This window comes from Streptococcus sp. DFI.7.26, assembly GCF_022240605.1.
Lineage (GTDB): Bacteria > Bacillota > Bacilli > Lactobacillales > Streptococcaceae > Streptococcus > Streptococcus xiaochunlingii.
Genome location: NZ_JAKOGN010000003.1, coordinates 81,074 through 104,593, shown reverse-complemented (window position 1 = coordinate 104,593; position 23,520 = coordinate 81,074). Strand labels below are relative to the sequence as shown.

Below are 23,520 nucleotides of genomic sequence, written 5' to 3'. Positions count from 1 at the left end.
ATATTAATAGAATATTTTGTATTTCTATTTAATTCGAATAAAAATAATTAATGAAGAATAAAGGATTTCTATTTACTTTTTCGATTTAATTCGCTATAATGAGTTGTAATGTAAAAAGGAGGTGAAGCTCTTGGCAAGAGGACGTGGAAAAGCAAGCCCACAAGATAAAGAGGCTTTGCGCATTATTTCCGAAAAAATAAGAGAACTATTAAAGGTTCAAAATAAGAAACAGGTCGATTTATCTCGTACAACTGGTATTCCAGCTAGTACTTTGACTGGCTATGTAAAAGGGACTTCTCTCCCAGTTAGTGAGAACTTAGAAAAGATTGCTAGCTTCTTTGAAATCCCCATTTCTGATTTAGATCCTCGTTATGGACAACCAGATAGCTTGGAGGATTCTAAGATTGAGTTTATCTATAAGCAACTGGATGAGGATTTTCAAGATTCACTCTTAGAGGAAGCCAATCGCTTGTTGGTTTTGCAGGCCGAACGGAAACGTATCGAGAAGAAATACACACCATATACGGTCTTCGATAGTTATGCTGCAAGTCAAAGTGCTTCTAAGGGAGATTTGGTTTGGTTTGATCAAAAACTAGCTTATGATCTAGCACTTTGGATTCATACAGACTCGCTGGAACCTAAATATCCAAAGGGATCTGTTGCCCTAATCAAGCAAACTTTCTACGATACTGCTGGTGCTATCTATGCTATTGAGTACGATGGGCAGACCTTGATCAAGCGTGTCTTTCGTGAAGCCCAAGGGATTCGTCTCGTTTCCCTCAATAAAAAGTATAGTGATAAGATTATTCCTTTAGAAGAGGAACCGAGAGTCATCGGAAAAGTCATTGCTAGCTTTCTACCAGCTAAGGAGGATGAGCTATGACTCGATTAGTTGCTATTGATTTAGATGGGACCCTTTTATCACCAGACAAAACCATTAGTCCTGCTAATAAGCAGGCTCTTTTGGATGCTGAAGCTGCTGGTGTACACGTCGTCATCTGTACAGGTCGCCCTCTCTCTGGTGTTCGTCCAATTTTTGAAGAAATTGGCTTCAAAAGTAATCACTCCTACTCTGTGATTAATAATGGTTGTACAACTGTTAAATCATCAGATTGGTCCGTCATCAGTTATGATGCCTTATCTGAAGATGATTTGGTTTATCTCGATCAGTTGACGCAGGAGATTCATCCTCAATTAAGTTTATTCGATTTAAATCGTTATATCATTTTGGATAAGGAACCTTCTGAAATAGCTAAAATGGATGCTAGCATCGTTTCTGCAGTCCCCGTGTCACTTGGCCTAGAAGAAATTCTTGAGGCACAACCGATTTTCCAAGGGATGTTTATCGATCAGAAAGAGCAGATTGATGTCTTTCAAGAGACCTATGAAGAAGTATTAGCCCAGCGCTTCCACACCATTCGCTCACAACCGATTCTATTCGAAATCCTTCCCAAGGGAGTAAATAAAGCGACCGGCTTAAAGGCTCTGGCTGAATACTTGGGAATACCAAGGCAAGAAGTCATGGCTATCGGGGATGAGAACAACGATATTGAAATGATTGAGTACGCGGGTCTTGGAGTTGCTATGGGCAATGCTCCAGCTCCTATTAAAGCTTTGGCTGATTTCACTACTACTTCTAACGAAGAAGACGGTGTCGCTACTGCTATCAAGCGCTATGTTTTACAAGCACAGAACTAGAAAAGGAAAAACAAATGAAATACCCAACATTATTAGAACGTTTTTTAACCTATGTCAAAGTCAACACTCGCTCTGATGAGACTTCAACAACAACTCCTAGTACAGCTTCTCAAGTAGAGTTTGCAAAGAATGTACTGCTTCCTGAAATGGAACGAGTTGGACTGCAAAATGTTTATTATCTTCCAAACGGTTTTGCCATTGGAACGCTGCCAGCAAACGATCCAAGTCTTACCCGAAAGATTGGCTTTATCTCTCATATGGATACAGCTGACTTCAATGCTGAGAATATCAGCCCACAAGTCATCGAAAACTATGATGGTGGCACTATTGCTCTCGGTGATTCTGGTTATTCACTTGATCCAGCCGACTTTGCTAACCTCCATAACTACAAAGGTCAAACCTTGATCACTACTGACGGTACGACCCTTCTTGGTGCAGATGACAAATCTGGGATTGCTGAGATTATGACAGCCATCGAGTACTTGACTGCTCATCCAGAAATCAAACACTGCGAAATCCGAGTTGGCTTTGGACCAGATGAAGAAATCGGAGTCGGAGCAGATAAGTTTGATGCAGAAGATTTCAATGTAGACTTCGCCTATACAGTGGACGGTGGTCCTCTTGGTGAATTGCAATACGAAACCTTCTCTGCTGCAGGAGCTGAAATCACCTTTAAAGGGCGCAATGTGCACCCAGGTACTGCTAAAAACCAAATGGTCAATGCTCTCCAGTTAGCCATTGACTTCCACAATCAACTCCCTGAAGAAGACCGCCCTGAAAAAACAGATGGCTACCAAGGCTTTTTCCATTTGATGAATATCGATGGGACTGTTGAGGAGGCGCATGCTAGCTACATTATCCGAGACTTCGAGACTGAGAACTTTGAAGCCCGTAAAGCCATGATGGAAGACATCGCAAGCAAGATGAACCAAGAACTTGGTGCCGAACGTGTTCTCTTGACCCTTAAAGACCAGTACTACAACATGAAACAAGTCATCGAGAAAGACATGACACCAGTCAACTTGGCTAAGGAAGTCATGGAAGATTTGGGCATTACGCCGATCATTGAACCTATTCGCGGTGGTACAGACGGTTCTAAGATTTCCTTCATGGGAATTCCAACTCCAAACCTTTTCGCTGGTGGCGAAAATATGCATGGTCGCTTTGAATATGTCAGCCTTCAAACCATGGAACGTGCAGTGGATACCATCATCGGAATTGTTAGCCATTCCTAATCCAGTGTTTTGTTTTTAAAATTTCTTCTGTTAAAATAACCAAAGAATTTCAGATAAAATATTTAATCTACTTGGAAACTTTCCTTAGGTGAGTACGGACGTCAGCGAACTTCCAAGAAGTTCCATGACTTAGTTTTGAGCCTAAGGTCTCAAAACTCCCGAGTGCCTGAAACAAAATTGTTTCAGGCACTTTTCTCACTGCGGAAAGTTTTAGAACTACTTAACTGTATCAAAAAATGAGCTCATGTTTTTAAATAGTCAGCTAACTATTTTATATAATAAACAGTTTGTTTTTATCCTAAAAAAGCTTCGGTTATTTTGACCGAAGCTCTTTTTCTATTCATCTAGATATACTACCTGACTAAACTGGCTGTTAATCTGGTCTTGGTAAGTCTCATAAATTGAAAGAGGGATTCGCAAGCAAGTATCTGCTGCATGTCCTGCAAAAGGACGATGTGTCAGAAGGGCTACTTTTCTTCCCTTTTCATGCTCCTGCTTCAAGCGATCTATCAGTCTAAGAATCTGGCTCGAATCTTCTGGAGCGATTCGATCAACCAATAAGCTCCATTGACTCCAATCTGGTGCCTCATTCTCGCCACAGATAGAAGTATAGTAAGAAACCCTTTCGCCAACTTGACCGAATCCAGCTGTTAAATCCAAAGGACGTAATTTTAGCTCAGGACATAGTTGCTCCTTCTCTTGTCGCTCATACAAGTAAAGATTATATAAAAACTGGAGATAGAAAGGATCCATACGACTCAAGTCACAAACTTCCTCCATTTCAAATCCTCTATGTAGAGCTTCTAAAATAGATGAAAATCTGTAGGGCATCCGTTTAGCAATCCGTTGAATCAATTCATCGTCCGAAACATCCTTTAGAATATTCTTAGGCCATTGGTCCAAACCAAAATTGTCAACAGCTTGCTGATAGGCTTCTTCTAGACTAGTCCCAAACCCATAGAGAGCACCGATTGATTTAATCTGAGTATTGAGGACCCTTGAAATTTTCTCTATTGGAAAGACAGGGAGTTTAAACAAAATTCGGTCAAGACTCGGTTCAAACAAGGCTGTTAATCCCTTCATTGTTGGATGGGGCAGGTCTAAGAGATGATCCCCCAACTTGAGGCACAAAGCTTGATGATAAAGTGAATAACCTAAGGCCATGGACATTGTCGAAAAGGAATCGGAGGCAAAAGGATTGACCTCAAGAATATAGAATTGGTAACTCTTTGGATCTAGCGCAAACTTGATGGAGGTCGCTCCAACCAATCTCAGATGTCGAACAATCGACAAAGCTGCCTCCCGCAAGGTCTGGTGCTCCGTATCCGTCAAGGTCAGACTAGGGATGACTTGATAGGAATCACTGGAATGGATCCCCACCGGGTCAACACTCTCAATATTTCCCGCAAGATAATAATTATCCTGTCGATCTCGGACTACGACGTATTCCAACTCCTTGAAACCAACTGTCGATAACTCTAACAAACACTGACCTTGTGGCGATACTTCTAGCCCATTTTCGACAGCCTCACATAAATCATCCAAGTTATTAGCGATCCGACGGCCTTGCCCATGCTTGCTGGCAAGTGGCCAAACAACAATAGGAAATTGAATCTGCTCCGAAAACTCAATGGCCTCTCTGACTGTCGAAACCAAGGAAGAGGAAGGAACTTGATAACCCAAGTCCTGTAAAAATGACTTTTGGTCTGCCTGATGGTAAAAGGCTCTGTACTGCCGAAGCGAAGTTCCTAGAATACGGATCTTGTGCTCCTTAAGAAAGCCAATTTCCTCCAATCGGAATAATAAGCCAAGGAGTTGCTTGTCCGCAAAAGATAGCAGTAAGTTTCTTGTATTTGTCGCTAAAAGGGCTTCTTTTAGACTATCCAACTTTAAACGAATAACTGAAACAGCATCTCCAGCTTCTTTGGTAATCTCGTTCTCATCTCCACAATAGAGGATTTCTGTTTGGTAGCCACGTTCTTTTAATAAGGGACAAGAAGTGAGTGCTCCAAGCAAACTGACATCATTGAAGGATTCTGCACACAAAAGTGTTACTTGATTCATGACCATAACTCCTCCCTTCTTTCGTCTAATTTACTTTCAATCAGATCCATAAATTCATCATAGAAATAGAGACTTTCTCTTGGTCCTGGACTGGACTCAATATGATAGAGGACACCAATCAAGGGAAGATAGCGGTGACGAAAAGCCTCGATAGAGTGATCATGAAGCTCCTCATGGGTAATCAGAAAATCACGAGGAAGAGTATCGCGTTCAATGTTGTACTGGTGATTCTGGCTAGTAATTTCGACCTTCCCAGTAGCAACCTCTTTTACTGGAATGTTGAGTCCTCGATGAGGCCTTTTTAGGTTGTTGAGGCTGCCTCCGTGGGCAAGAGCCAGTAATTCTGCCCCCAAGCCGATTCCCATAATCGGTATATGAGGATCAATTTTAGCAATGACCTGGCAAATACTATCAATATGATGGGGATTCCCTGGACCACTGGATAGAATAATCCCATCCGGTTGCAAATCCTTTAATTCCTTCAATTTAATAGAATAAGGAACGACCGTGACGTTACAACCTCGTGCAATCAATTGACGCAAAACGGAATGCCGTAAGCCCAAGTCGATCAAGACGATACTCTTACCAAACCCTGGTGCAGCATAGGGGGTTTTGTTCGACACCTGGCGGACTTGGTCAAAAGGCAAGACAGTTGCCCGGAGCTGATCCAAGATATGCTCGATTGCATCCCCCTCATTGACCACTGTAGCCTTGATACTTCCATGTTCTGTAACAATTTTAGCCAGCTTTCGAGTATCGATTCCTTGGATCCCTGGAATATTGTGTTTCTTCAGGTAAGCATCTAAGGATAATTGTTTGCGCCAATTACTGGGATGACTCACTAATTGGTGCACTACCACTGCTAGACACCCAGGAAAAATAGATTCATAATCATCTCGGTTTATCCCAGTTGTACCGATAACTGGAAAAGTAAAGGCTAATATTTGCCCCTTATAGGACTGGTCGGTAATCAACTCCTGATAACCCGTCATGGCAGAATTTAAGACCAATTCCCCACTGACATAGGTATCAGCTCCAAAACCAGTTCCTTCAAAAACCGTCCCATCTTCTAACACTAAGAGACGTTTTACCATAAATTCTCCTTACAAACTCCAAAAAGAAAAGTGAGAAAAGACCACCTTTTTGTAGACTCTCTCACTTCTCCTTTCTTTTTTACATATTATTTACGTCCAGCTAAAACCGCTTCGATGATAGCCATACGGACAAAGACACCATTGGTCATTTGCTCCACGATGCGTGATTTAGGAGCTTCTACCAAGTGGTCAGCAATCTCCACATCACGGTTTACTGGAGCTGGGTGCATCAAGATGGCTGTGTCTTTCATACGATCATAGCGTTCTTGTGTCAAGCCATGCAAACGATGGTAGTTCTCTTTTGAGAAGAGTGACTCATAATCATGACGCTCGTGTTGCACACGTAGGAACATCATGACATCGACCTCTTCGATCACTTCATCAATCGTCACAAAGGTTCCGTATTCTTCAAATTCCGCACTTCTCCATTCGTCTGGGCCTGCAAAGTAGAGGGTTGCTCCCAAACGTTTCAAGATTTGCATATTTGATTTTGCCACCCGTGAGTGATCCAAGTCACCAGCGATACAAACCTTGAGTCCATCAAAGTGACCAAACTCTTGATAGATGGTCATCAAGTCTAGTAAACTTTGGCTTGGGTGTTGACCAGATCCATCTCCCCCGTTGACAATAGAGGCTGTGATAGTTGGACTTTCAATCAATTGCTTGTAGTAGTCTACTTCTGGGTGACGGATGACGCAGATATCAACTCCGAGAGCTGACATGGTCAAAATGGTATCGTACAGAGTTTCACCCTTGTTTACAGAGCTCGTTTTCACATCAAAGTCAAGGAGGTCACAACCTAATTTCAACTCAGCCACTTCAAATGCTTTGTGCGTACGTGTTGATGACTCAAAGAAGAGGTTAGCCACGATATGTTGCTCATCATAATGAGCTTTTGCTCCATTTTTAAACTCAATACCACGCTTAATCAAGGCCATAACTTCTTCGTTTGATAAAGCTTCCATTGAGACAAGGTTTTTAAGTGCGATTTGATTTGTAGACATGTTGTAACTCCATTCCAAAGATATGCATATGTGAAAACAATACAGGAAGCTTCCTCAGTCACTCCTGTATATAGCGACGATTTGAAAACTACCTTATTCACTCACCTCGATCAAGATGCGATCTTGACCATCTAGCTCAGTCATCTCGACAATAATTTCCTCTGATCGACTTGTTGGAATGTTCTTTCCAACATAATCTGGTCGGATCGGTAATTCTCTATGACCACGATCCACTAGGACTGCCAGGCTGACACGCGATGGACGTCCACGACTGACAAGATTATCGATGGCTGCTCGAATGGTCCGACCTGTATAAAGGACATCATCAATCAGGATGACATCTTTGCCAGTAATATCTACTGGTAAAACGGTTGAATCTTCTGTTACTTTGATATCATCACGGAAAGGCTTGGTATCCAATTCACAGACTGGAACTTCTATTTGTTCTAGCTGTGCTAACCTTTCTTTGATGCGATTGGCAATGAAAACGCCACGAGTTTTGATCCCTACCAAAACAATTTGGCTCAGATCCTTATTCCGTTCAATGATTTCATAAGTGATGCGAGTAATCGCTCGCTTCATGGTCAAATCATCAACGACTTCTTTGATCTTCATCTTTTCCTCCTAATTGATAGAAAAAAGCCTCCCTTTTCAAGGAGGCTTCAGAAAAATATCAAGAGATAAGATCTAGAACGCATCTAGTTCACCCCTTATTTTGATCAGACTCCTTGCCTGCCTCACGGGACAGGATTAAAGGACTATTTAATTATCCATACTATATCACAGTTTATAGTGGGATGCAAGAAAAAACTCATTATTTTCTACGAATGTTCGGATTTACATCCACAAATCTTTTATTTAATGATGATCTGTTCCTTTTTTCCCAATCTTCTTCAAGGCAAACAAGCCACATCCAGCTAGTAAATAAGCGACAAAAATGATGGTCGCCATCTTAACCACATAAAGCCAACCAAAACGATTGACATTGATAAAGAAATAAGGAAAAGGACTGTCTTTGGCACCTGGAACCGGCCACTTAAGGACCAAACCGTTGAGAAGAGCAAAGACCATATAGAGTACGGGAAGCACGGTCCAAGCCAATGGATCCGACTTACGGTACTGTTTTGGTTTATCAATCACCAGGGTGTCAAAGAAGAACATCAAAGGAACAATGTAGTGACAGAGGAAGTTTTCCAAGCGGTAAAACTTCTCAGGTGTCGCGATGGGGGCTAGCATAAAGTGGTAGATGACACAGGTAATCATGATAGACATGGTGACACCACCTTTTAAACGAAGATAGCCCTGAGTCTGGGTCGAACGACCACGAAGCATGCGCCAGACCATGTCCCCCATAAAGAACATGACCAACATGTTGGACAAAATGGTGTAATAGAGCATCATCCCAAAGCCACCATGCTTGGTCAGTTGCAGATAAACGCCGATCACACTCAAGATAAACAATAGAAAACGATAGCTAAACAATAGTTTGAATTTCATAGTATCCTCCTGAAAGAAAAGGGCTAGGCCCTTCTTCTTATCTTTAGATTTTCTTGACAAATTCTGATTTGAGTTTCATTGCGCCAAAGCCGTCAATCTTACAATCGATGTTGTGGTCGCCTTCAACGATACGGATGTTTTTCACGCGCGTTCCTTGTTTCAAATCTTTTGGTGCACCCTTCACTTTCAAGTCTTTGATCAAGGTGACAGTATCGCCATCAGCCAATTTGTTCCCATTCGCGTCGATGGCTACAACACCCTCTTCTTCTACGACTTCAGCTGGGTTCCATTCATAAGCACATTCTGGACAGACCAAGAGCGCACCATCTTCATAGACGTATTCAGAGTTACATTTTGGACAGTTTGGTAAGTTATTCATTTCAATCTCCTTAGCAAAATTAACTCCCATAGTATACCATGAAAGGGGAAATTTGACAAATACCGTTCTATTGAAGCATTTTCAATAAAAGAAGAGGCAACTTAGCCTCCTAAAATTGATGATCACCTTTATCTTCTTGCAATTCCTGAATGTCTCGAATCACGCGCACTCCTGCTTGACTCTTATTCTGTAATTCTTCGTCCGAGTAGGGGAAGGTATTGATCAAGATACTTTGCATGCCGATACTTTTCGCCACAGCCACATCAGTAGTGAAGTCATTCCCTACCATGACCGTTTTATCAGGATTCAACTGGTGGTCTTTGGTGACTTTCATGAGAAATTCGCGCTGAGGTTTGCGAATCCCTGCATCAGACGACAGATAAATGTCGTGGAAAATCTCTCTCAAGCCAACCAAATCAATCTCTGGGTTGGTAAAGTCCGCTTGCGCATTGGATAAGAGATAAATCCGACACCCTGCAGCCTTCATATCTTCTAAGACTTCTTTCGTGTGCGGATAGAGCTCCAAGCGTTTGCGTGAGAGGACACGGAAAGTCCGAGCGATCAAGCGTCCCCACTCTTTAAGATGATGGACACTAGTTCCAGTTGGATGACTCTCTAGATAAAGCTGAACGAAAATCACGGTCAAATCAATCTCCGGATATGTAACCTGTTTTTCCCGAGCGATACTTTGCTCAGCTTGCTGTACCAACTCCTTATAGCGGACTTGCAGGCTGTCCCCTGTATAATGAGCACCATAGGACTGGTAGATTTGGGCCATGGTCTCCCACAAGACTGGACTCGACTCATCGGTTTCGATATCGACCAAGGTTCCATAAAAATCAAAAATATAGTTTTTAAATGCGTACTTTTGCTGATTCATCTCTTTCTCCCGTTACAAACATGGTAAAGGTCGCCTTACAGACATTGGCACCTTCCTGATTGGTAATGTCGACATCGACAACTCGAGTCGTCCGGCCACTGTGGACACATTCTCCGTGGATGGTTAGGATATCTCCTAGACGCCCTGCTTTCAAATAATTGATGGATGACTGCAAGGTCACACCATCTACTCCCTGTGAAATCACGACCAATCCACTGATCTGGTCACATAGAGTAAAGAGATAGCCTCCATGCGCATTTCCATAATAATTGAGCGATGATTCCACGACCTTGGTTGTCACCACCACATGGCCATCTCTCATAGTTTCGATCTCGTAATTTTCAAATGCTGCAATGGCATCAAAGTGAAAATCCTTCATATGTAATAAATCCCCCTAGATCAGGTATTCCTAAACCCTTCCATCATACTACTTTTTTCCACTTCTTACAAGAATAAGAAAAGAGCTGGTGTACCCAACTCCTTAATAGCGAAATTTTTCCCAATCATCGTCTGTCCGTTTGCGATAATAGAACTCAGACAAGTCCGGGTCTTCCATCACTTCCAGGAGAGGAAGCATATCGTAGGACAAGTCCAACTTTTTTAATTGGTCCTTCTCAACCCAAGAAACTTCTCCTTCTTCAGACGATCTTAGCTGGCCGGTGAATTCTGTCGCCTTGTAGCAAAAGACGATATAGCGACCTCCCTCATCTGGCTCCCAGTCTTTAACTGCGACCAGTTTTGGATCTGCAATTGTCAGTCCTGTCTCTTCGTAGACTTCACGAATGACGGATTCTACCAAACTTTCTCCTTCTTCAATGTGGCCACCTGGAAAAGCATAGCCAGCCCAGTGAGTCTTTTCAGGTGAGCGGTATTGGAGGACTACTTTCCCATTTTCAAGATCTTCGACCATGCAAAGATTGCACAGTATAGTAGGCGTTGTACGTGACATATATTTCCTTTCTATGATATTGACAATTAATCAATATAAACTTTTTTCTTTATCTCTTTTTCATCACAAAGGGATTTACCAGCTCATGGTATTCATCATAGGCATCCAAAAGAGAGCCTCTCTGAAAGACAATTGACTTCTCTTTTAAATAATACTCCGAGTGAATCGTTACCGAACCATGACATCACTGCTAAAGAACAACTCAATGAATAATACCAGGATCAGGCTAGCAAAGAGACTAAAAAGTAGCCCCCCTCGACATTCTTCCAACTGACTATTTGTGTCCGATAGAAGGGATACCAGTTGTAAATGAAAACGAAAAACGTTCTTGCCTTAAATAATGATCAATAGGATATGAACACCTAATCGAAGCCAATGATCAATTAGAGGCGTATCTGGATCACTATTTTTACTATCTAAGAATAGGCTGAGCGATAACAAAAGTAAAGCAAGGGCAATGACTATTTTCAGAGATAGCATCATACCACCAATAGCAAGAGTAGCTAGAAAGCCAAAAAATGGCAACGGGCTAAATAAAAATGACAATAAACTGAAATAGAGCATAAACGAAGAGAGTATCAATAAGCCGTAAACAATCAACTTAGTGAAAATTGAGACTCTTTTTCCTTCTCTTTTCATTTTTGATAGTGAATAAATGACATAGATCATATAGATAAAAAGTAGCATATGGAATCATTCCTATGTTTTATAGATTATGTAATAGTTTAACCAAAAGCCAATCAAAATACAACTAAAGACACTAACTTATCAGTAGTAACCCATCTCTGATCAAAGTTTCTTGACTTCTACTGCTACCTTTTGGAGATGCTGTTTCCGCATACTAGCGGTATTCACATCGCGGCCGACTTCACCCAAAATGCAGACGCGCTTGGTTTTAATCCCACAGTGGTTCAAGACGGCATTTTTCAAAACGGAGATACCATAACTATCAGGAATGTTGAGAGGGCCTGAAAAGATCTTGTACCACCAAGTAGGCGCCATGGAGGTCGCATAAATACTGGCGGTTTTGCCTTTAAGCAACTTCTTAAATTGCTTGCCTCTGAGGTAATTCCAGATAAAGTTTCCTTGATCATTGGCCGAGTAAGCAATCCCCGGTGTAAAGACCCGATCGATCCAGCCCTTCATAAGGCTAGGCATACTACTCCACCAGATGGGATAGACAAAGATCAGGTGATCCGCCCACTGGATCAATTCTTGGGAACGAAGGATAAAAGAATCTTCTTCCATCCGTTTTCGATAGCCATAACGTAAAACCGGATCAAAGTCCTCTTCATTAAGGTTGATGACTTCAAGTTCATGGCGACCTGAGTCAATAGTTTCGACAATGGTTTGAAAAATAGCCTGACAGTAACTTTCCTTATCAGGATGCCCATTGATGACTAAAATTTTCATTCATCTTCTCCTTCATCTTTTTTTCATTCTATCTATTTCACTTTTATACTTTATTAGTTGATAATGGTTCAAAGATTGATAGATAGATCCTTTAGGAATTTTTATTTGAAGAACACATCATCCGCAATTCCTTAACAGGTTTTCCAAGTTTAAGCATTTTTTCTAGGCCATCCAAAGTAAAACCCATTTTTTGATAGAAAGCAATGGCTCGCTTATTCTCTTTCAATACCCATAAATAAATTTCAGAGAAATGATTGAGAGCAACAAATGCAGCATGCATTAACTTTTCACTCACACCTTTTCCATAGTAATCTTTTAAAACATATAAGGCGATGATTTCACCAGCTTGAATGGCCTCATCACGAAAATTTCCATAGCTGATAAATCCAACGACCTTCTTTCCATCCATCGCAATCAATGTATTTTCTGGATACTTTTGACTAAAGAAACGACATCTATCTAATGTCATTGTCTCCTGAAATTCCGCGGGTAAAAGATCGTCATATGCCTCTCTCCACGTTTGCCAATGAACGAGAGATTTTCCTTCTATCTCTTCAGAAGTTTCCATTGTTTTAATGATAATCTTCATTCGCTTTATCCTATCTAATCCAATGCCTTGACTTCCAACATCATATCACGGATTTGCGCTGCTAACTCAAAGTCAAGCACTTCGACGGCTTCTTGCATCTGGCCTTGCAACTTCTTGACCAGTTCCTTGCGCTCTTGGCGGTTGAGACTGGTGATATCCACTTCCTTGTCCTCTTCCTTGGCCACAGCCTTGGTAACAGAGATCAGGTCACGGATTTCCTTCTTAATGGTTTGTGGCACAATGCCATGCTCTTCGTTATAAGCCATCTGGATTTTACGACGACGGGCTGTTTCATCAATGGCTTTTTGCATAGACTGAGTCATGGTGTCCGCATACATGATGACGTGACCCTCACTATTACGGGCTGCACGACCAATGGTTTGAATGAGGCCGCGTTCATTACGAAGGAAGCCTTCCTTATCAGCATCGAGAATAGCAACCAGACTGACTTCCGGAACGTCAATCCCTTCGCGAAGAAGGTTGATCCCGACCAAGACGTCAAAAACGCCCAGACGCAAATCACGGATAATCTCCGTCCGCTCCAAGGTCTTAATATCTGAGTGCATGTATTTGACCTTGACCCCCATTTCTTTGAAATAGTCGGTCAAGTCCTCTGCCATCTTCTTGGTCAGGGTGGTAACAAAGGTCCGCTCTCCACGTTCTACACGCGCATTAATTTCACCCAAGAGATCGTCCATTTGACCCATGGTCGGACGCACTTCCACCTCAGGATCGAGTAGACCTGTCGGACGAATGATCTGCTCGATGATGGTATCGGTTTGTTCCATCTCATAATCACCCGGTGTCGCAGACACATAGACGATCTGGTGGACATGGCTTTCAAACTCCTCACGACGTAGTGGCCGGTTATCCAAGGCAGACGGCAAACGGAAACCATAGTTGACCAGCATTTCCTTGCGTGAGCGGTCTCCATTGTACATGCCCTTGATCTGTCCCATGGTCATGTGACTTTCATCGATCATAATGAGAAAATCTTCTGGGAAGAAGTCAAGAAGGGTGTAGGGAGGCTCTCCTTCACTCCGGCCATCCATGTGACGGGAGTAGTTTTCGACGCCATTGGTGTAGCCCATCTCTCGTAGCATTTCAATATCGTATTCGGTCCGTTGTTTCAAACGTTGAGCTTCCAAAAGCTTGCCTTCTTTTTCAAAGACCTTTAACTGCTCTTCAAGTTCCGCTTGAATCTTGGCAATGGCCACTTCCATATGGTCGTCATTGGTCACGAAGTGGGTAGCTGGGAAAATTGCCAAGTGGTCCACTTCACCAAGGACTTGACCAGTCAGAGCTTCAACCTCACGAATGCGGTCAATTTCGTCCCCGAAAAACTCAACACGAAAGGCATGCTCATCACGCGAAGCTGGGAAAATCTCGACCACATCCCCACGAACACGGAATTTCCCCCGTTGAAAGTCGATGTCATTGCGCTCAAACTGGATGTCCACCAGGTCATTGAGTAGTTTATCACGAGAAATCTCCAGACCTGGACGCAGACTCACTACGCTATCGGCATATTCCTTCGGCGAACCCAAACCGTAAATACATGAAACAGATGCGACAACGATGACATCGTTACGCTCTAACAATGCTGAAGTCGCGGAGTGACGAAGCTTGTCAATCTCATCATTGACTGAGCTATCCTTTTCGATGTAGGTATCGCTCGAAGGCACATAGGCTTCTGGTTGGTAGTAATCATAGTAAGATACGAAGTACTCGACCGCATTCTCCGGGAAAAATTCCTTGAACTCTCCATAGAGCTGGCCTGCTAGCGTCTTATTGTGGGCGATGACCAAGGTCGGTTTATTGACTTGGGCAATGACCTGGCTCATGGTATAGGTCTTCCCCGTACCAGTCGCTCCCATCAGGATTTGCGCCTTCTCACCACCCTCGATGTTATCCACCAACTGTTCAATAGCCTGCGGTTGATCCCCAGACGGTTGGTATTTGGAAACGAGTTTAAATTTGTTATCTGTAATTCGATTAATCATCTCTTTGTCCTCACATATATAGACCTTATTTTACCATAAATCACTAGAATTCTCTGAGATGAGGAATGAAGAGGGAAGACAACATGTTACAAAATGATCCGTTAAATCGGGATATGTCCGAATTACAACATCATTAATTAGACACGCATTAGCATGGAAACTAAACAAGACTCTCGCAATTACTTCGAAAGTCTTGTCTTTTATTCTAAAACCATGAAATACGTAATTAACATCAATGTCATTGATTTACAAAATTAGCAAGGTTCGCTCATCAGTATCATTTTTATTTACTACTTAACTTCTTGATTCCTTACCAAGAGGTAGAGAGTCGCTCCAAGTGAACTTACAAGTCCAAAAACGTAAATACAGAGTTGCAAATTGGAAGCACTACCTAATATGGTATCCGCAACAATATTATAAAATAGATAACTAGTCAATGGTTCCACTACTCTTTCTATGAATGGTTGTACCAAAATAGGAAAAAGTAGCAAAATAGCTAAACTCCCCATTGGACTTTTGAAAAAATAACTTAAGAAGTAAGAAATCAAAAAGTATTGGATGGAGCCAATCAAATAGAAACTGAAAATTTCTAAACTGACACCATTTTCGCTACTAAAAAAATGAAACCATATAAGCAGTACAATGAAATATAAGGTTGATTGTAGTACTACATCACATAACTCTACGAACAGGATCCGAATTGAACTTAAGATCCTTTTTCCACTTACCAAATAAACTAGTTTTGTTTCGTGTGATTGTAACTCTACAAATACATTAACACTCCCAATACCAACAGAGAGCATTGATGCAAAAACAAGAGCTTGCTTTAAAGATAATTCTACAATTGTACCATTGATTGCAACTGGTAAAATACTTAAGAGACACACAAAACCTATCAAAAATGACTGTATGGTTATCTGGTACTTCACGGGTTTTAAACTATATTTTTTGACGATAAGACTGAAAAATACTTTTGCCATTCTTCCTCCCCATTCGAATCTTTTCTACAACCATTATGAACACCAAGAACAAGATCCCTTCTACTACTAAAAGTGTAAATCCATACAATTGGCTCGTTTGAGTCCCTTCAATTCGGCCAAAAGCAAATGACTTTGCTCCAATCAAAGGCAATAGATTTTCTATTTTAGAGGAAATTCCTCTTAGAATACCTGATAAACTGATTACCAATAATAAAACATCTGCAATTAATGAAGTCATTGATTTTTTCGTTACTATTACGAAAAGTAAAGCTAATAAAGTAAGAACGATTGCAAATATCATAACTCTTACCGTAACATCTAAGAACAAAGTCAATTCTAAATAATTCTTTAAAGTTGAATCTAGAAAAATGAGTAAGATAACAGCATTTACTATAGAAATTATTAAAGTAGAAAGTAACGATAAAACAATCGAACTTGCCATAAACCCAGTAAGACGAACTTTCCAGTTTGGGATCAATAACTGAGTAAAATTATCATCACCAAATTGGTAATGGGTTGAATAAACAAGTGAAACCAAGATTGGCAAGAAAATAACACTTGCTTGGTAGGGAGAGGATAAGAGAGCATCCCTGACTGTATAGACTGGATTCGATGATAACATAGACGGATCAAGGTTAACTGCTTGGCCATTTCCTTCTACTAAGGCATTTATCACCTGGATATTTTGAATTGTAAAAAATATGCTGACTCCCAAAATAAGAAAAAAAGTGGATTTAAAAGTAACTAAACTACAATATTTATAGAGGTCACTAAAAAAGGAACGTTTCAACATATTATTCACCTTCTTTCCCTTCGAGCGCCTTAAAATATGCTTCCTCAAAAGATCCAAACTGTTTCAAAATATCTTTTGTAGGAGCATCAATAACAATTTTCCCATTAGAAATACCAACTAGATGATCTACAGTTAATTCTAACTCACTCATATAATGACTTGTCATTAAGACAGTTTTACCTTCATTGACAAAAGACTGCAAAAAATTGCGTACCCAGCGTATACCCTCTGGATCTAGTCCATTGATTGGTTCATCTAAAATTAAGATATCAGGATTTGCTAATAATGCTGTTGCTAACCCAAGACGTTGCTTCATTCCTAATGAATAGTCTTTTACTTTTTTATTTTTAGCTTCACTTAACCCCACCAACTCTAAACATTCATTGCACCTATTTTTGTCAACGCCACAAGCCAAGCCAATCCACCGAAGATGCTGAAATCCTGTTCTAGTTGGATAAGGTTGGCAACTATCTAGGAATGATCCAACAATACCAAAAGGATTATCTCCCAATTGAGAGTATTTTTTGCCATTGATCAACGCTATCCCCGTTTGACTATTTTCTAAACCAAGTAAAATTCTGATTAAAGTTGATTTTCCGGATCCATTCGGTCCAATCAATCCAGTAATCTCACCTTTTTTGGCTTTGAAAGACACGTTTTGAAGGACAATTTTATTATTATATTCCTTATGTAGCTTTTGAATTGTTATCATTCATTCTTTTTCCCTTCTGACTTTTAGTGAAATTCCACCTTCACTTGGAGCAAGTATAACAGGAGAAAATCAGGAAATTATCAGAATAATTATTTTCTTCATTTCTAACAAATTGCATTTTATATTTGCTATAATATGCTCATACAATTGGAGGGACTATGAAGTATAAAATTTTAGCCATTGACGATGATGAAAAAATCTTACGATTAATAGCGAATGCATTAAAAGCGAATAACTTTCACGTGGAAACTCGTAAATATATAGAGGAGATCAATATCTGCGACTTTACTGGATTCGATCTAATTCTACTTGATGTCATGATGCCTATTTCTGGTTTAGAAATCTGTCGTTCCATTCGTTCACAAATTACTACTCCAATTCTATTTCTAACCGCTAAAGATTTTGAAGAAGATTTACTAAAAGGAATACAAGCCGGAGCCGATGATTACATCACAAAACCATTCAGCATTAAAGAATTGATTGCAAGAATTCAAATGCACCTTCGTAGAGAAGAAAGATCTCACAACGCCTCTAAAGAAGAGATGGATTCAAATATAGCTTTTTATCGAGATAGTCAAGAAGTTTATTATCAATCAAAGAGAATTTCATTAACTAAGCGAGAGTTTGATTTACTTTATCTTTTAGCAAAAAATGAGAACCGAATATTTAGCATAGAAGAACTTTACAATTACCTCTATCCTGTAGACTCTGATGCACAACTACGATCCATTACTGAATACATCTATCAAATCAGACAAAAATTTAAGATCCATCAAATTGACCCCATCAAAACAATATGGGGAGGAGGATACAAATGGAAAAAGAATTGACAATCAAGCAACTCATTAAGCGTACTTACCTTAAAATCATTTGGCAATTTCTTCTATGTCTGATACTTTTTTACATAGTTCCAGCTCTTCTATCTTCTGTATCTGGAATTAATGAGAAAAATGCCAATCACTTTGCTTTATTTTTTAGCGTCAGTTCTTGGATTTATCTTTGCATCATTTTAATTTTTATCATTGTAATAAATATTAAACAATTATTAACCAAGATTCAAACAGAATTGAACATGGTTTATCATAGTGGTCTATATTTCACCAAAAATGAACATCACCATTTGCAGATTAAAGAATTCATTGAAACAAACGATCTGATCGAAAAAATGCAATCTGAAATAAAAAATAGAATTCAAAATGAAAAAGATCAAAAAAAAGAACTCATGTTTCAAGTATCTAGCGCTGCACATGATCTTCGTAGCCCTCTAACTGTCATCAGAGGAAATGCCGAATTCTTACAATCCACCGAGCAAACACCTCAAGCAATGGAATGTCTAAAAGATCTGGAGCAAGCAAGTATTCAATTAAATGATTATTTTAACCACTTCATCCAATACTCCAAAACTTTTTATGACCATGATATTCAACTTGAAAACATATCAATTCAACAAGTAACTCATCAATTGAAGGAACAGATCACTCCGTTACTCCCGAGAAATACACAATTTGTTTTTTCAAATACAGTAACTCCATCAACACAAATTGCCATTCATTCCAATTTGTTTTTTCGAGCAATCACAAATATTATTAATAATGCAATACAACATCAAAAAGATAATGATGCAAAGATACAGCTAACAATGTCACAAGAAAATAATCGATTAGTTCTAACTATATGGAATAATCAATCTAGATTTTCAAAAAATGTTTTACAACATGCTGGAAATCTTTTCTATAAAGAGGACCAAGCAAGAACACTTTCTCAAGAAAGTCACTATGGACTTGGTTTATCTTTCGTAAAACGCGTCATGAAACTTCATAATGGAACGATGCATTTAGAAAATATTCATAATGGTGCCCAAGTCAAGCTAATTATTCCCATTATATAAAACAAGCCGAACTCATCATTAGGTGTTCGGCTTGTTTTATATAATTGATAAAAAAGACCGGCACTTTTGCCAGTCTTCGTTTTTATTTTTATTTCCTATCAGCCATTTCACACTTGTTCATTAACAACTTTTTCTCTTCTTTCACCTAAGCGGTAAACAATCACGACGGATAATAGAAGAACCAAAGTGGTGATGATCGATCCTTCTGCACCAAATGCTCCTCCAGTTAGCCAGTCAGGTCCTGATCCCATGGTAAAGCTAAAGATAGACGCATCTGCGCCCGTCCCACTGACTTGAAAACCAAGGAGATTTCCTTGTACATAGTTCCAAGTACCGTGTTGAGCGACCACTAGCCAGATACTATCGGTGTAGACAAGGAGCAGACCAGCTAGCACCCCATCAAGGACAATATTCAGGACGGATAAGAAGGTCACTCCTGAATTTCCCAGATGAAGAAAGCCAAAGAGACTACTAGAAACTGCGATCGCTAATGGTAGATTAGCTCTTGCTGCAATCCGAGTGAGGAGCCAACCCCGCGTCGCTACTTCTTCAGTCCCTCCTTGAAGGAGCCAAAATGGAAATAAACCGAGAATAAAGAGGATGGGTTCTAAACTTAATTCATTTAGCTCAAAAGTCCCGATTCCACCTACCTGGTAGACAAGTGCAATGACTCCCATTTGAAGAAGGGAAAGCAAGATCCCCCAACATAGATACTTAAGCCAATTCCTTTTTACAAAACCTAACGTCGATAAGGGATTCTTCTCAATGAACTTCACCCAAAAAATAAAGAGGATGAGAATGAATACAAAACTGAAAAGCTCATAATAGAGAAAATAATGGTAGAAGAACTCTTGAACACTTGCGCCTCCATTTCCTGGTGAAAAGAGCTCCGTTAAAAACTCTATGACTAGAGAAAATGGTCCTACAAACTCACTCCCAAGCCAAAGCCCACCTTCAACAAATAGGAAAGTTAAGAACACATAGAATAGTGTAGAAACAAGTACTGACCATGAGGTGTCAGTTTTTATATCTTGAAAAATGTTACCTTTCTTCATTATCTTCCTCCTTTTATCTTATAGTTTCATTGTAGCAAAGAAAATCAGAGACTGCAATATTTAATGATGTCAGAAAACATAACATGGATTGGTTAAAATTCTTGATTTTAGGTTTCATTTATGGTATGATAATCCTCGTAACTAATAAATGATGAAATTCATACTTGTTTTCAGTATGAATTCTTTATTTTTTTGAGCCCTTTTGGGTATCCCTTCCATTGCTCTTCTCGAGACAACTGGATTTGATATAAAGGAGAACGAAATGAAGAAAAAACTAGTAGCATGTTTGCTTTTCTTATTTCCACTATTCGCCTTTGCGAGTCAAGCACAGGCTGAAACTGTAAAAGTCGTTTTCGATACGGCATATGCGCCCTTCGAATTCAAAGACTCAGACCAAGTTTATAAAGGAATTGATGTTGAAATCTTGGATAAGGTCGCTGAAATTAACGGATGGACCTTAGAAAAATCGTTCCCAGGCTTTGATGCAGCGGTCAATGCAGTTCAAGCTGGTCAAGCCGATGCCATTATGGCAGGGATGACCAAGACCAAGGAACGTGAGCAAGTCTTTGCGATGTCTGATACCTACTATGATACAAAAGTCGTGATTGCGACTAAGAAAGCTAACAAAATCACTTCCTATGACCAGCTCAAAGGAAAAACGGTCGGAGTCAAAAACGGAACAGCTGCTCAACGCTTCCTTCAGAAGAACAAAGATCAGTACGGTTATACAATCAAGACATTCGATACCAGTGATTTGATGAACAATAGTTTATCAACCGGTGCAGTGGATGCCATTATGGACGACCAACCTGTTATCGAATATGCCATTAAGCAAGGCCAAGATCTTTCTATTAATATGGAAGGAGAAGCTGTTGGAAGCTTTGCTTTTGGAGTCAAAAAAGATGGGTCCCATGAAAACCTTATTAAACAATTCAATACTGCCCTTGCTCAAATGAAGAAAGATGGTACACTAGACCAAATTATTGAAAAATGGACTGGTAGCAGCCAATCATCATCTTCAACAACGACTACCGCCAGCACTTCTGCTGTTCCTGAAACGAGCACAAAAGCTGGCCAAAAGGCGACTCCTAAGAAGAAAAAATACAAAATTTCTAGTGATTCCTCTTTTGCTCCCTTCGTCTTCCAAAATGATCAAAGCAAATACACTGGGATTGATATGGAATTAATTAAGGCCATTGCCAAAGACCAAGGCTTTACTCTAGAAATTAGCAACCCTGGTTTTGATGCCGCCGTCAGTGATGTTCAGAATGGAAATGCGGACGGAATGATTGCAGGCATGACTGTAACAGATGCTCGTAAGGCAACTTTTGACTTCTCTGACCCATACTACACAACGAATTCGATCCTAGCAGTTCAAGAAAGTAGTAAGATTTCTTCCTACGAAGATCTAAAAGGAAAAACAGTTGGTGTCAAAAATGGTACTGCTTCTCAAACTTTCCTCGAGGAAAACAAGAGCAAGTATGGCTATAAAATCAAAACCTTCTCAGATGGGGCTTCTATGTATGACAGCTTAAACTCTGGTTCTGTAGCTGCTATCATGGATGACGAACCTGTGATCAAATACGCCATTAAACAAGGACGTAAATTCAAAACACCTATCGAAGGAACTCCAAGTGGTCAGACTGCCTTTGCAGTTCAAAAGGATTCAAACCCTGAATTGATTGAAATGTTTAACAACGGTTTGGCCAACTTAAAAGAAAGTGGCGAATACCAAAAGATCTTGGATAAGTACCTTTCAAGCGATAGCGAAGAATCCACAGAATCTACTGCAGTAGATGAAACGACTATCTGGGGCTTGCTCCAAAACAACTACAAACAATTGTTAAGTGGACTTGGTGTCACTATTGCACTAGCACTTCTATCATTTGCGATCGCTATGGTGATTGGGATCATCTTTGGAATGTTCAGTGTCAGTCCTTATAAATGGCTTCGTTGGACAGCTGAGATCTTCGTCGATGTCATCCGTGGTATCCCACTGATGATCCTTGCTGCCTTCATCTTCTGGGGAATTCCTAATTTGATCGAGTCCATGACAGGTCATCAATCACCAATCAATGACTTCCTTGCAGGTACCATCGCTCTCTCCCTCAATGCTGCTGCTTATATTGCTGAGATTGTTCGAGGAGGGATTCAAGCAGTCCCTGCCGGACAGATGGAAGCTAGTCGAAGCCTCGGGATTTCTTATAGCAAGACCATGCGCAAGATCATATTGCCTCAAGCGACTAAACTGATGCTTCCAAACTTCGTCAACCAATTCGTTATTGCACTGAAAGATACGACTATCGTGTCTGCGATCGGTTTGGTCGAGCTCTTCCAAACTGGTAAGATTATCATCGCTCGAAACTACCAAAGTTTCAAGATGTATGCAATCCTTGCGGTCTTTTACCTCGTCATCATTACCTTATTGACACGCTTTGCAAAACAATTAGAAAAGAGGGCTAACTAATGGCTAAATTAAAAATTGATGTCCATGACCTCCACAAATATTACGGTGAAAATGAGGTCCTAAAAGGCATCTCAACAAAATTCTACGAAGGAGATGTGGTTTGTATCATCGGACCATCTGGTTCAGGTAAATCAACCTTCCTACGCAGTCTCAATCTTCTCGAAGAAGTAACCAAGGGACAGATTACCGTGAACGGCTATGATCTTACTGATCCAAAAACAAACATTGATATCGTTCGTGAAAATGTCGGGATGGTCTTCCAGCACTTCAACCTTTTCCCTCATATGAGTGTTATCGAAAACATCATGTTTGCTCCTTTAGAGCACAAACGTATGAGTCGGGAAGAAGCTAAGGAATTAGCAATGGAACTCTTGGAAAAGGTTGGACTGGCTGACAAAGCTGATGTCTCTCCTGATAGCTTGTCAGGTGGTCAGAAACAGCGGGTGGCCATTGCGCGTGGTTTGGCAATGAAGCCAGATGTCATGCTCTTTGACGAACCGACTTCTGCCCTTGACCCTGAAATGGTAGGGGACGTACTGAACGTTATGAAGGACTTGGCTAAACAAGGCATGACCATGATTATCGTTACCCACGAGATGGGATTTGCTCGTCAAGTAGCCAATCGTGTCATCTTTACCGCTGATGGGGAATTCCTCGAAGACGGCAAACCAGACCAAATCTTCGACACCCCACAACACCCACGATTGAAAGAATTCTTGGATAAAGTCTTAAACGTTTAATAGAAATAAAAACTGGAGTTAAACCTCCAGTTTTTTTCTTCTTCCAAATATGAAAAATATTAAGAAATTTCATCTAAATA

At 40.3% G+C, this 23,520-nt stretch carries 23 protein-coding genes; 7 read left to right on the top strand and 16 right to left on the bottom strand.

Going from position 1 to position 23,520, the window contains the following annotated elements; all coding sequences use genetic code 11:
• Nucleotides 1-130 precede the first annotated feature (130 nt).
• Genes L0M85_RS05110 through pepT form a run of 3 tightly spaced genes read left to right on the top strand, consistent with a single transcriptional unit; the run spans nucleotide 131 to nucleotide 2,933 of the window.
• Nucleotides 131-883 carry an XRE family transcriptional regulator gene (locus tag L0M85_RS05110; RefSeq protein ID WP_125329376.1) on the top strand — a complete coding sequence of 251 codons (753 nt, stop codon included), beginning with the start codon at nucleotides 131-133 and terminating at the stop codon, nucleotides 881-883.
• Entirely contained in the window at nucleotides 880-1,698 is an 819-nt protein-coding gene (locus L0M85_RS05105) for a Cof-type HAD-IIB family hydrolase (protein WP_125329375.1), read from the top strand. Before L0M85_RS05110 ends, L0M85_RS05105 begins: the two co-directional genes overlap by 4 nt.
• 14 nt (nucleotides 1,699-1,712) lie before the next feature.
• Nucleotides 1,713-2,933, top strand: a complete 1,221-nt coding sequence (pepT, locus tag L0M85_RS05100) for a peptidase T (protein WP_125329374.1) — start codon at nucleotides 1,713-1,715, stop codon at nucleotides 2,931-2,933.
• A 336-nt stretch (nucleotides 2,934-3,269) separates the two neighbouring features.
• Here the strand turns inward: pepT and L0M85_RS05095 are convergent, their stop codons facing one another.
• The 15 genes from L0M85_RS05095 to L0M85_RS05025 all read right to left on the bottom strand — a co-directional run bounded on the left by L0M85_RS05095 (nucleotide 3,270) and on the right by L0M85_RS05025 (nucleotide 17,290).
• Entirely contained in the window at nucleotides 3,270-4,997 is a 1,728-nt protein-coding gene (locus L0M85_RS05095) for an ATP-grasp domain-containing protein (RefSeq protein WP_238656598.1), read from the bottom strand.
• Nucleotides 4,994-6,091: a carbamoyl phosphate synthase small subunit gene (locus L0M85_RS05090; RefSeq protein ID WP_238656597.1), complete on the bottom strand. Its 1,098-nt coding sequence runs from the start codon at nucleotides 6,089-6,091 to the stop codon at nucleotides 4,994-4,996. Before L0M85_RS05090 ends, L0M85_RS05095 begins: the two co-directional genes overlap by 4 nt.
• 86 nt (nucleotides 6,092-6,177) lie before the next feature.
• Entirely contained in the window at nucleotides 6,178-7,095 is a 918-nt protein-coding gene (locus tag L0M85_RS05085; RefSeq protein WP_048690641.1) for an aspartate carbamoyltransferase catalytic subunit, read from the bottom strand.
• 93 nt (nucleotides 7,096-7,188) lie between these two features.
• Complete coding sequence (pyrR, locus tag L0M85_RS05080) at nucleotides 7,189-7,710, bottom strand: bifunctional pyr operon transcriptional regulator/uracil phosphoribosyltransferase PyrR (RefSeq protein WP_006596278.1); 522 nt, start codon at nucleotides 7,708-7,710, stop codon at nucleotides 7,189-7,191.
• A gap of 243 nt (nucleotides 7,711-7,953) precedes the next feature.
• On the bottom strand, nucleotides 7,954-8,592 hold the full coding sequence (locus L0M85_RS05075) for a Pr6Pr family membrane protein (protein WP_125336084.1): 639 nt from the start codon (nucleotides 8,590-8,592) through the stop codon (nucleotides 7,954-7,956).
• Between the two features lie 43 nt (nucleotides 8,593-8,635).
• Complete coding sequence (locus L0M85_RS05070; protein WP_009731127.1) at nucleotides 8,636-8,971, bottom strand: zinc ribbon domain-containing protein YjdM; 336 nt, start codon at nucleotides 8,969-8,971, stop codon at nucleotides 8,636-8,638.
• A 109-nt stretch (nucleotides 8,972-9,080) separates the two neighbouring features.
• A complete protein-coding gene (locus tag L0M85_RS05065) occupies nucleotides 9,081-9,851 on the bottom strand; it encodes an HAD family hydrolase (protein WP_129822013.1) in 771 nt (256 codons plus the stop codon).
• A complete protein-coding gene (locus tag L0M85_RS05060; protein ID WP_125336082.1) occupies nucleotides 9,826-10,230 on the bottom strand; it encodes a PaaI family thioesterase in 405 nt (134 codons plus the stop codon). The genes L0M85_RS05065 and L0M85_RS05060 overlap by 26 nt, the downstream gene beginning before the upstream one ends.
• Before the next feature lie 102 nt (nucleotides 10,231-10,332).
• Entirely contained in the window at nucleotides 10,333-10,800 is a 468-nt protein-coding gene (locus tag L0M85_RS05055; protein ID WP_173018595.1) for an 8-oxo-dGTP diphosphatase, read from the bottom strand.
• 789 nt (nucleotides 10,801-11,589) lie between these two features.
• Nucleotides 11,590-12,213 carry an NAD(P)H-dependent oxidoreductase gene (locus L0M85_RS05050; protein WP_048716145.1) on the bottom strand — a complete coding sequence of 208 codons (624 nt, stop codon included), beginning with the start codon at nucleotides 12,211-12,213 and terminating at the stop codon, nucleotides 11,590-11,592.
• Between the two features lie 91 nt (nucleotides 12,214-12,304).
• A complete protein-coding gene (locus tag L0M85_RS05045; RefSeq protein WP_125329368.1) occupies nucleotides 12,305-12,802 on the bottom strand; it encodes a GNAT family N-acetyltransferase in 498 nt (165 codons plus the stop codon).
• A 14-nt stretch (nucleotides 12,803-12,816) separates the two neighbouring features.
• Nucleotides 12,817-14,805 (bottom strand): excinuclease ABC subunit UvrB, encoded by a 1,989-nt coding sequence (gene uvrB, locus L0M85_RS05040; protein WP_195610769.1) that lies wholly within the window; start codon nucleotides 14,803-14,805, stop codon nucleotides 12,817-12,819.
• Nucleotides 14,806-15,095: 290 nt separating this feature from the next.
• Nucleotides 15,096-15,785 carry a hypothetical protein gene (locus L0M85_RS05035; RefSeq protein WP_048690618.1) on the bottom strand — a complete coding sequence of 230 codons (690 nt, stop codon included), beginning with the start codon at nucleotides 15,783-15,785 and terminating at the stop codon, nucleotides 15,096-15,098.
• Entirely contained in the window at nucleotides 15,745-16,578 is an 834-nt protein-coding gene (locus tag L0M85_RS05030; RefSeq protein ID WP_048690616.1) for a hypothetical protein, read from the bottom strand. The genes L0M85_RS05035 and L0M85_RS05030 overlap by 41 nt, the downstream gene beginning before the upstream one ends.
• A gap of 1 nt (nucleotide 16,579) precedes the next feature.
• Complete coding sequence (locus tag L0M85_RS05025; RefSeq protein ID WP_048690614.1) at nucleotides 16,580-17,290, bottom strand: ATP-binding cassette domain-containing protein; 711 nt, start codon at nucleotides 17,288-17,290, stop codon at nucleotides 16,580-16,582.
• A gap of 158 nt (nucleotides 17,291-17,448) precedes the next feature.
• Between L0M85_RS05025 and L0M85_RS05020 the strand changes: the two genes are divergently transcribed.
• Together L0M85_RS05020 and L0M85_RS05015 are read left to right on the top strand one after the other, a co-directional pair.
• Nucleotides 17,449-18,120 (top strand): response regulator transcription factor, encoded by a 672-nt coding sequence (locus tag L0M85_RS05020; protein WP_048690612.1) that lies wholly within the window; start codon nucleotides 17,449-17,451, stop codon nucleotides 18,118-18,120.
• Nucleotides 18,105-19,178 carry a HAMP domain-containing sensor histidine kinase gene (locus L0M85_RS05015; RefSeq protein ID WP_048690610.1) on the top strand — a complete coding sequence of 358 codons (1,074 nt, stop codon included), beginning with the start codon at nucleotides 18,105-18,107 and terminating at the stop codon, nucleotides 19,176-19,178. Before L0M85_RS05020 ends, L0M85_RS05015 begins: the two co-directional genes overlap by 16 nt.
• 107 nt (nucleotides 19,179-19,285) lie before the next feature.
• On the opposite strand, the gene L0M85_RS05010 is transcribed toward L0M85_RS05015, so the two are convergent.
• Nucleotides 19,286-20,233 (bottom strand): type II CAAX endopeptidase family protein, encoded by a 948-nt coding sequence (locus tag L0M85_RS05010; protein ID WP_236128184.1) that lies wholly within the window; start codon nucleotides 20,231-20,233, stop codon nucleotides 19,286-19,288.
• A 262-nt stretch (nucleotides 20,234-20,495) separates the two neighbouring features.
• Here L0M85_RS05010 and L0M85_RS05005 point away from each other — a divergent pair, with 262 nt between their 5' ends.
• Together L0M85_RS05005 and L0M85_RS05000 are read left to right on the top strand one after the other, a co-directional pair.
• Nucleotides 20,496-22,700 (top strand): ABC transporter substrate-binding protein/permease, encoded by a 2,205-nt coding sequence (locus tag L0M85_RS05005; RefSeq protein ID WP_236128185.1) that lies wholly within the window; start codon nucleotides 20,496-20,498, stop codon nucleotides 22,698-22,700.
• Nucleotides 22,700-23,440, top strand: coding sequence for an amino acid ABC transporter ATP-binding protein (locus L0M85_RS05000; protein ID WP_238656596.1), 741 nt, complete (start codon nucleotides 22,700-22,702; stop codon nucleotides 23,438-23,440). Before L0M85_RS05005 ends, L0M85_RS05000 begins: the two co-directional genes overlap by 1 nt.
• Nucleotides 23,441-23,520: the final 80 nt, after the last annotated feature.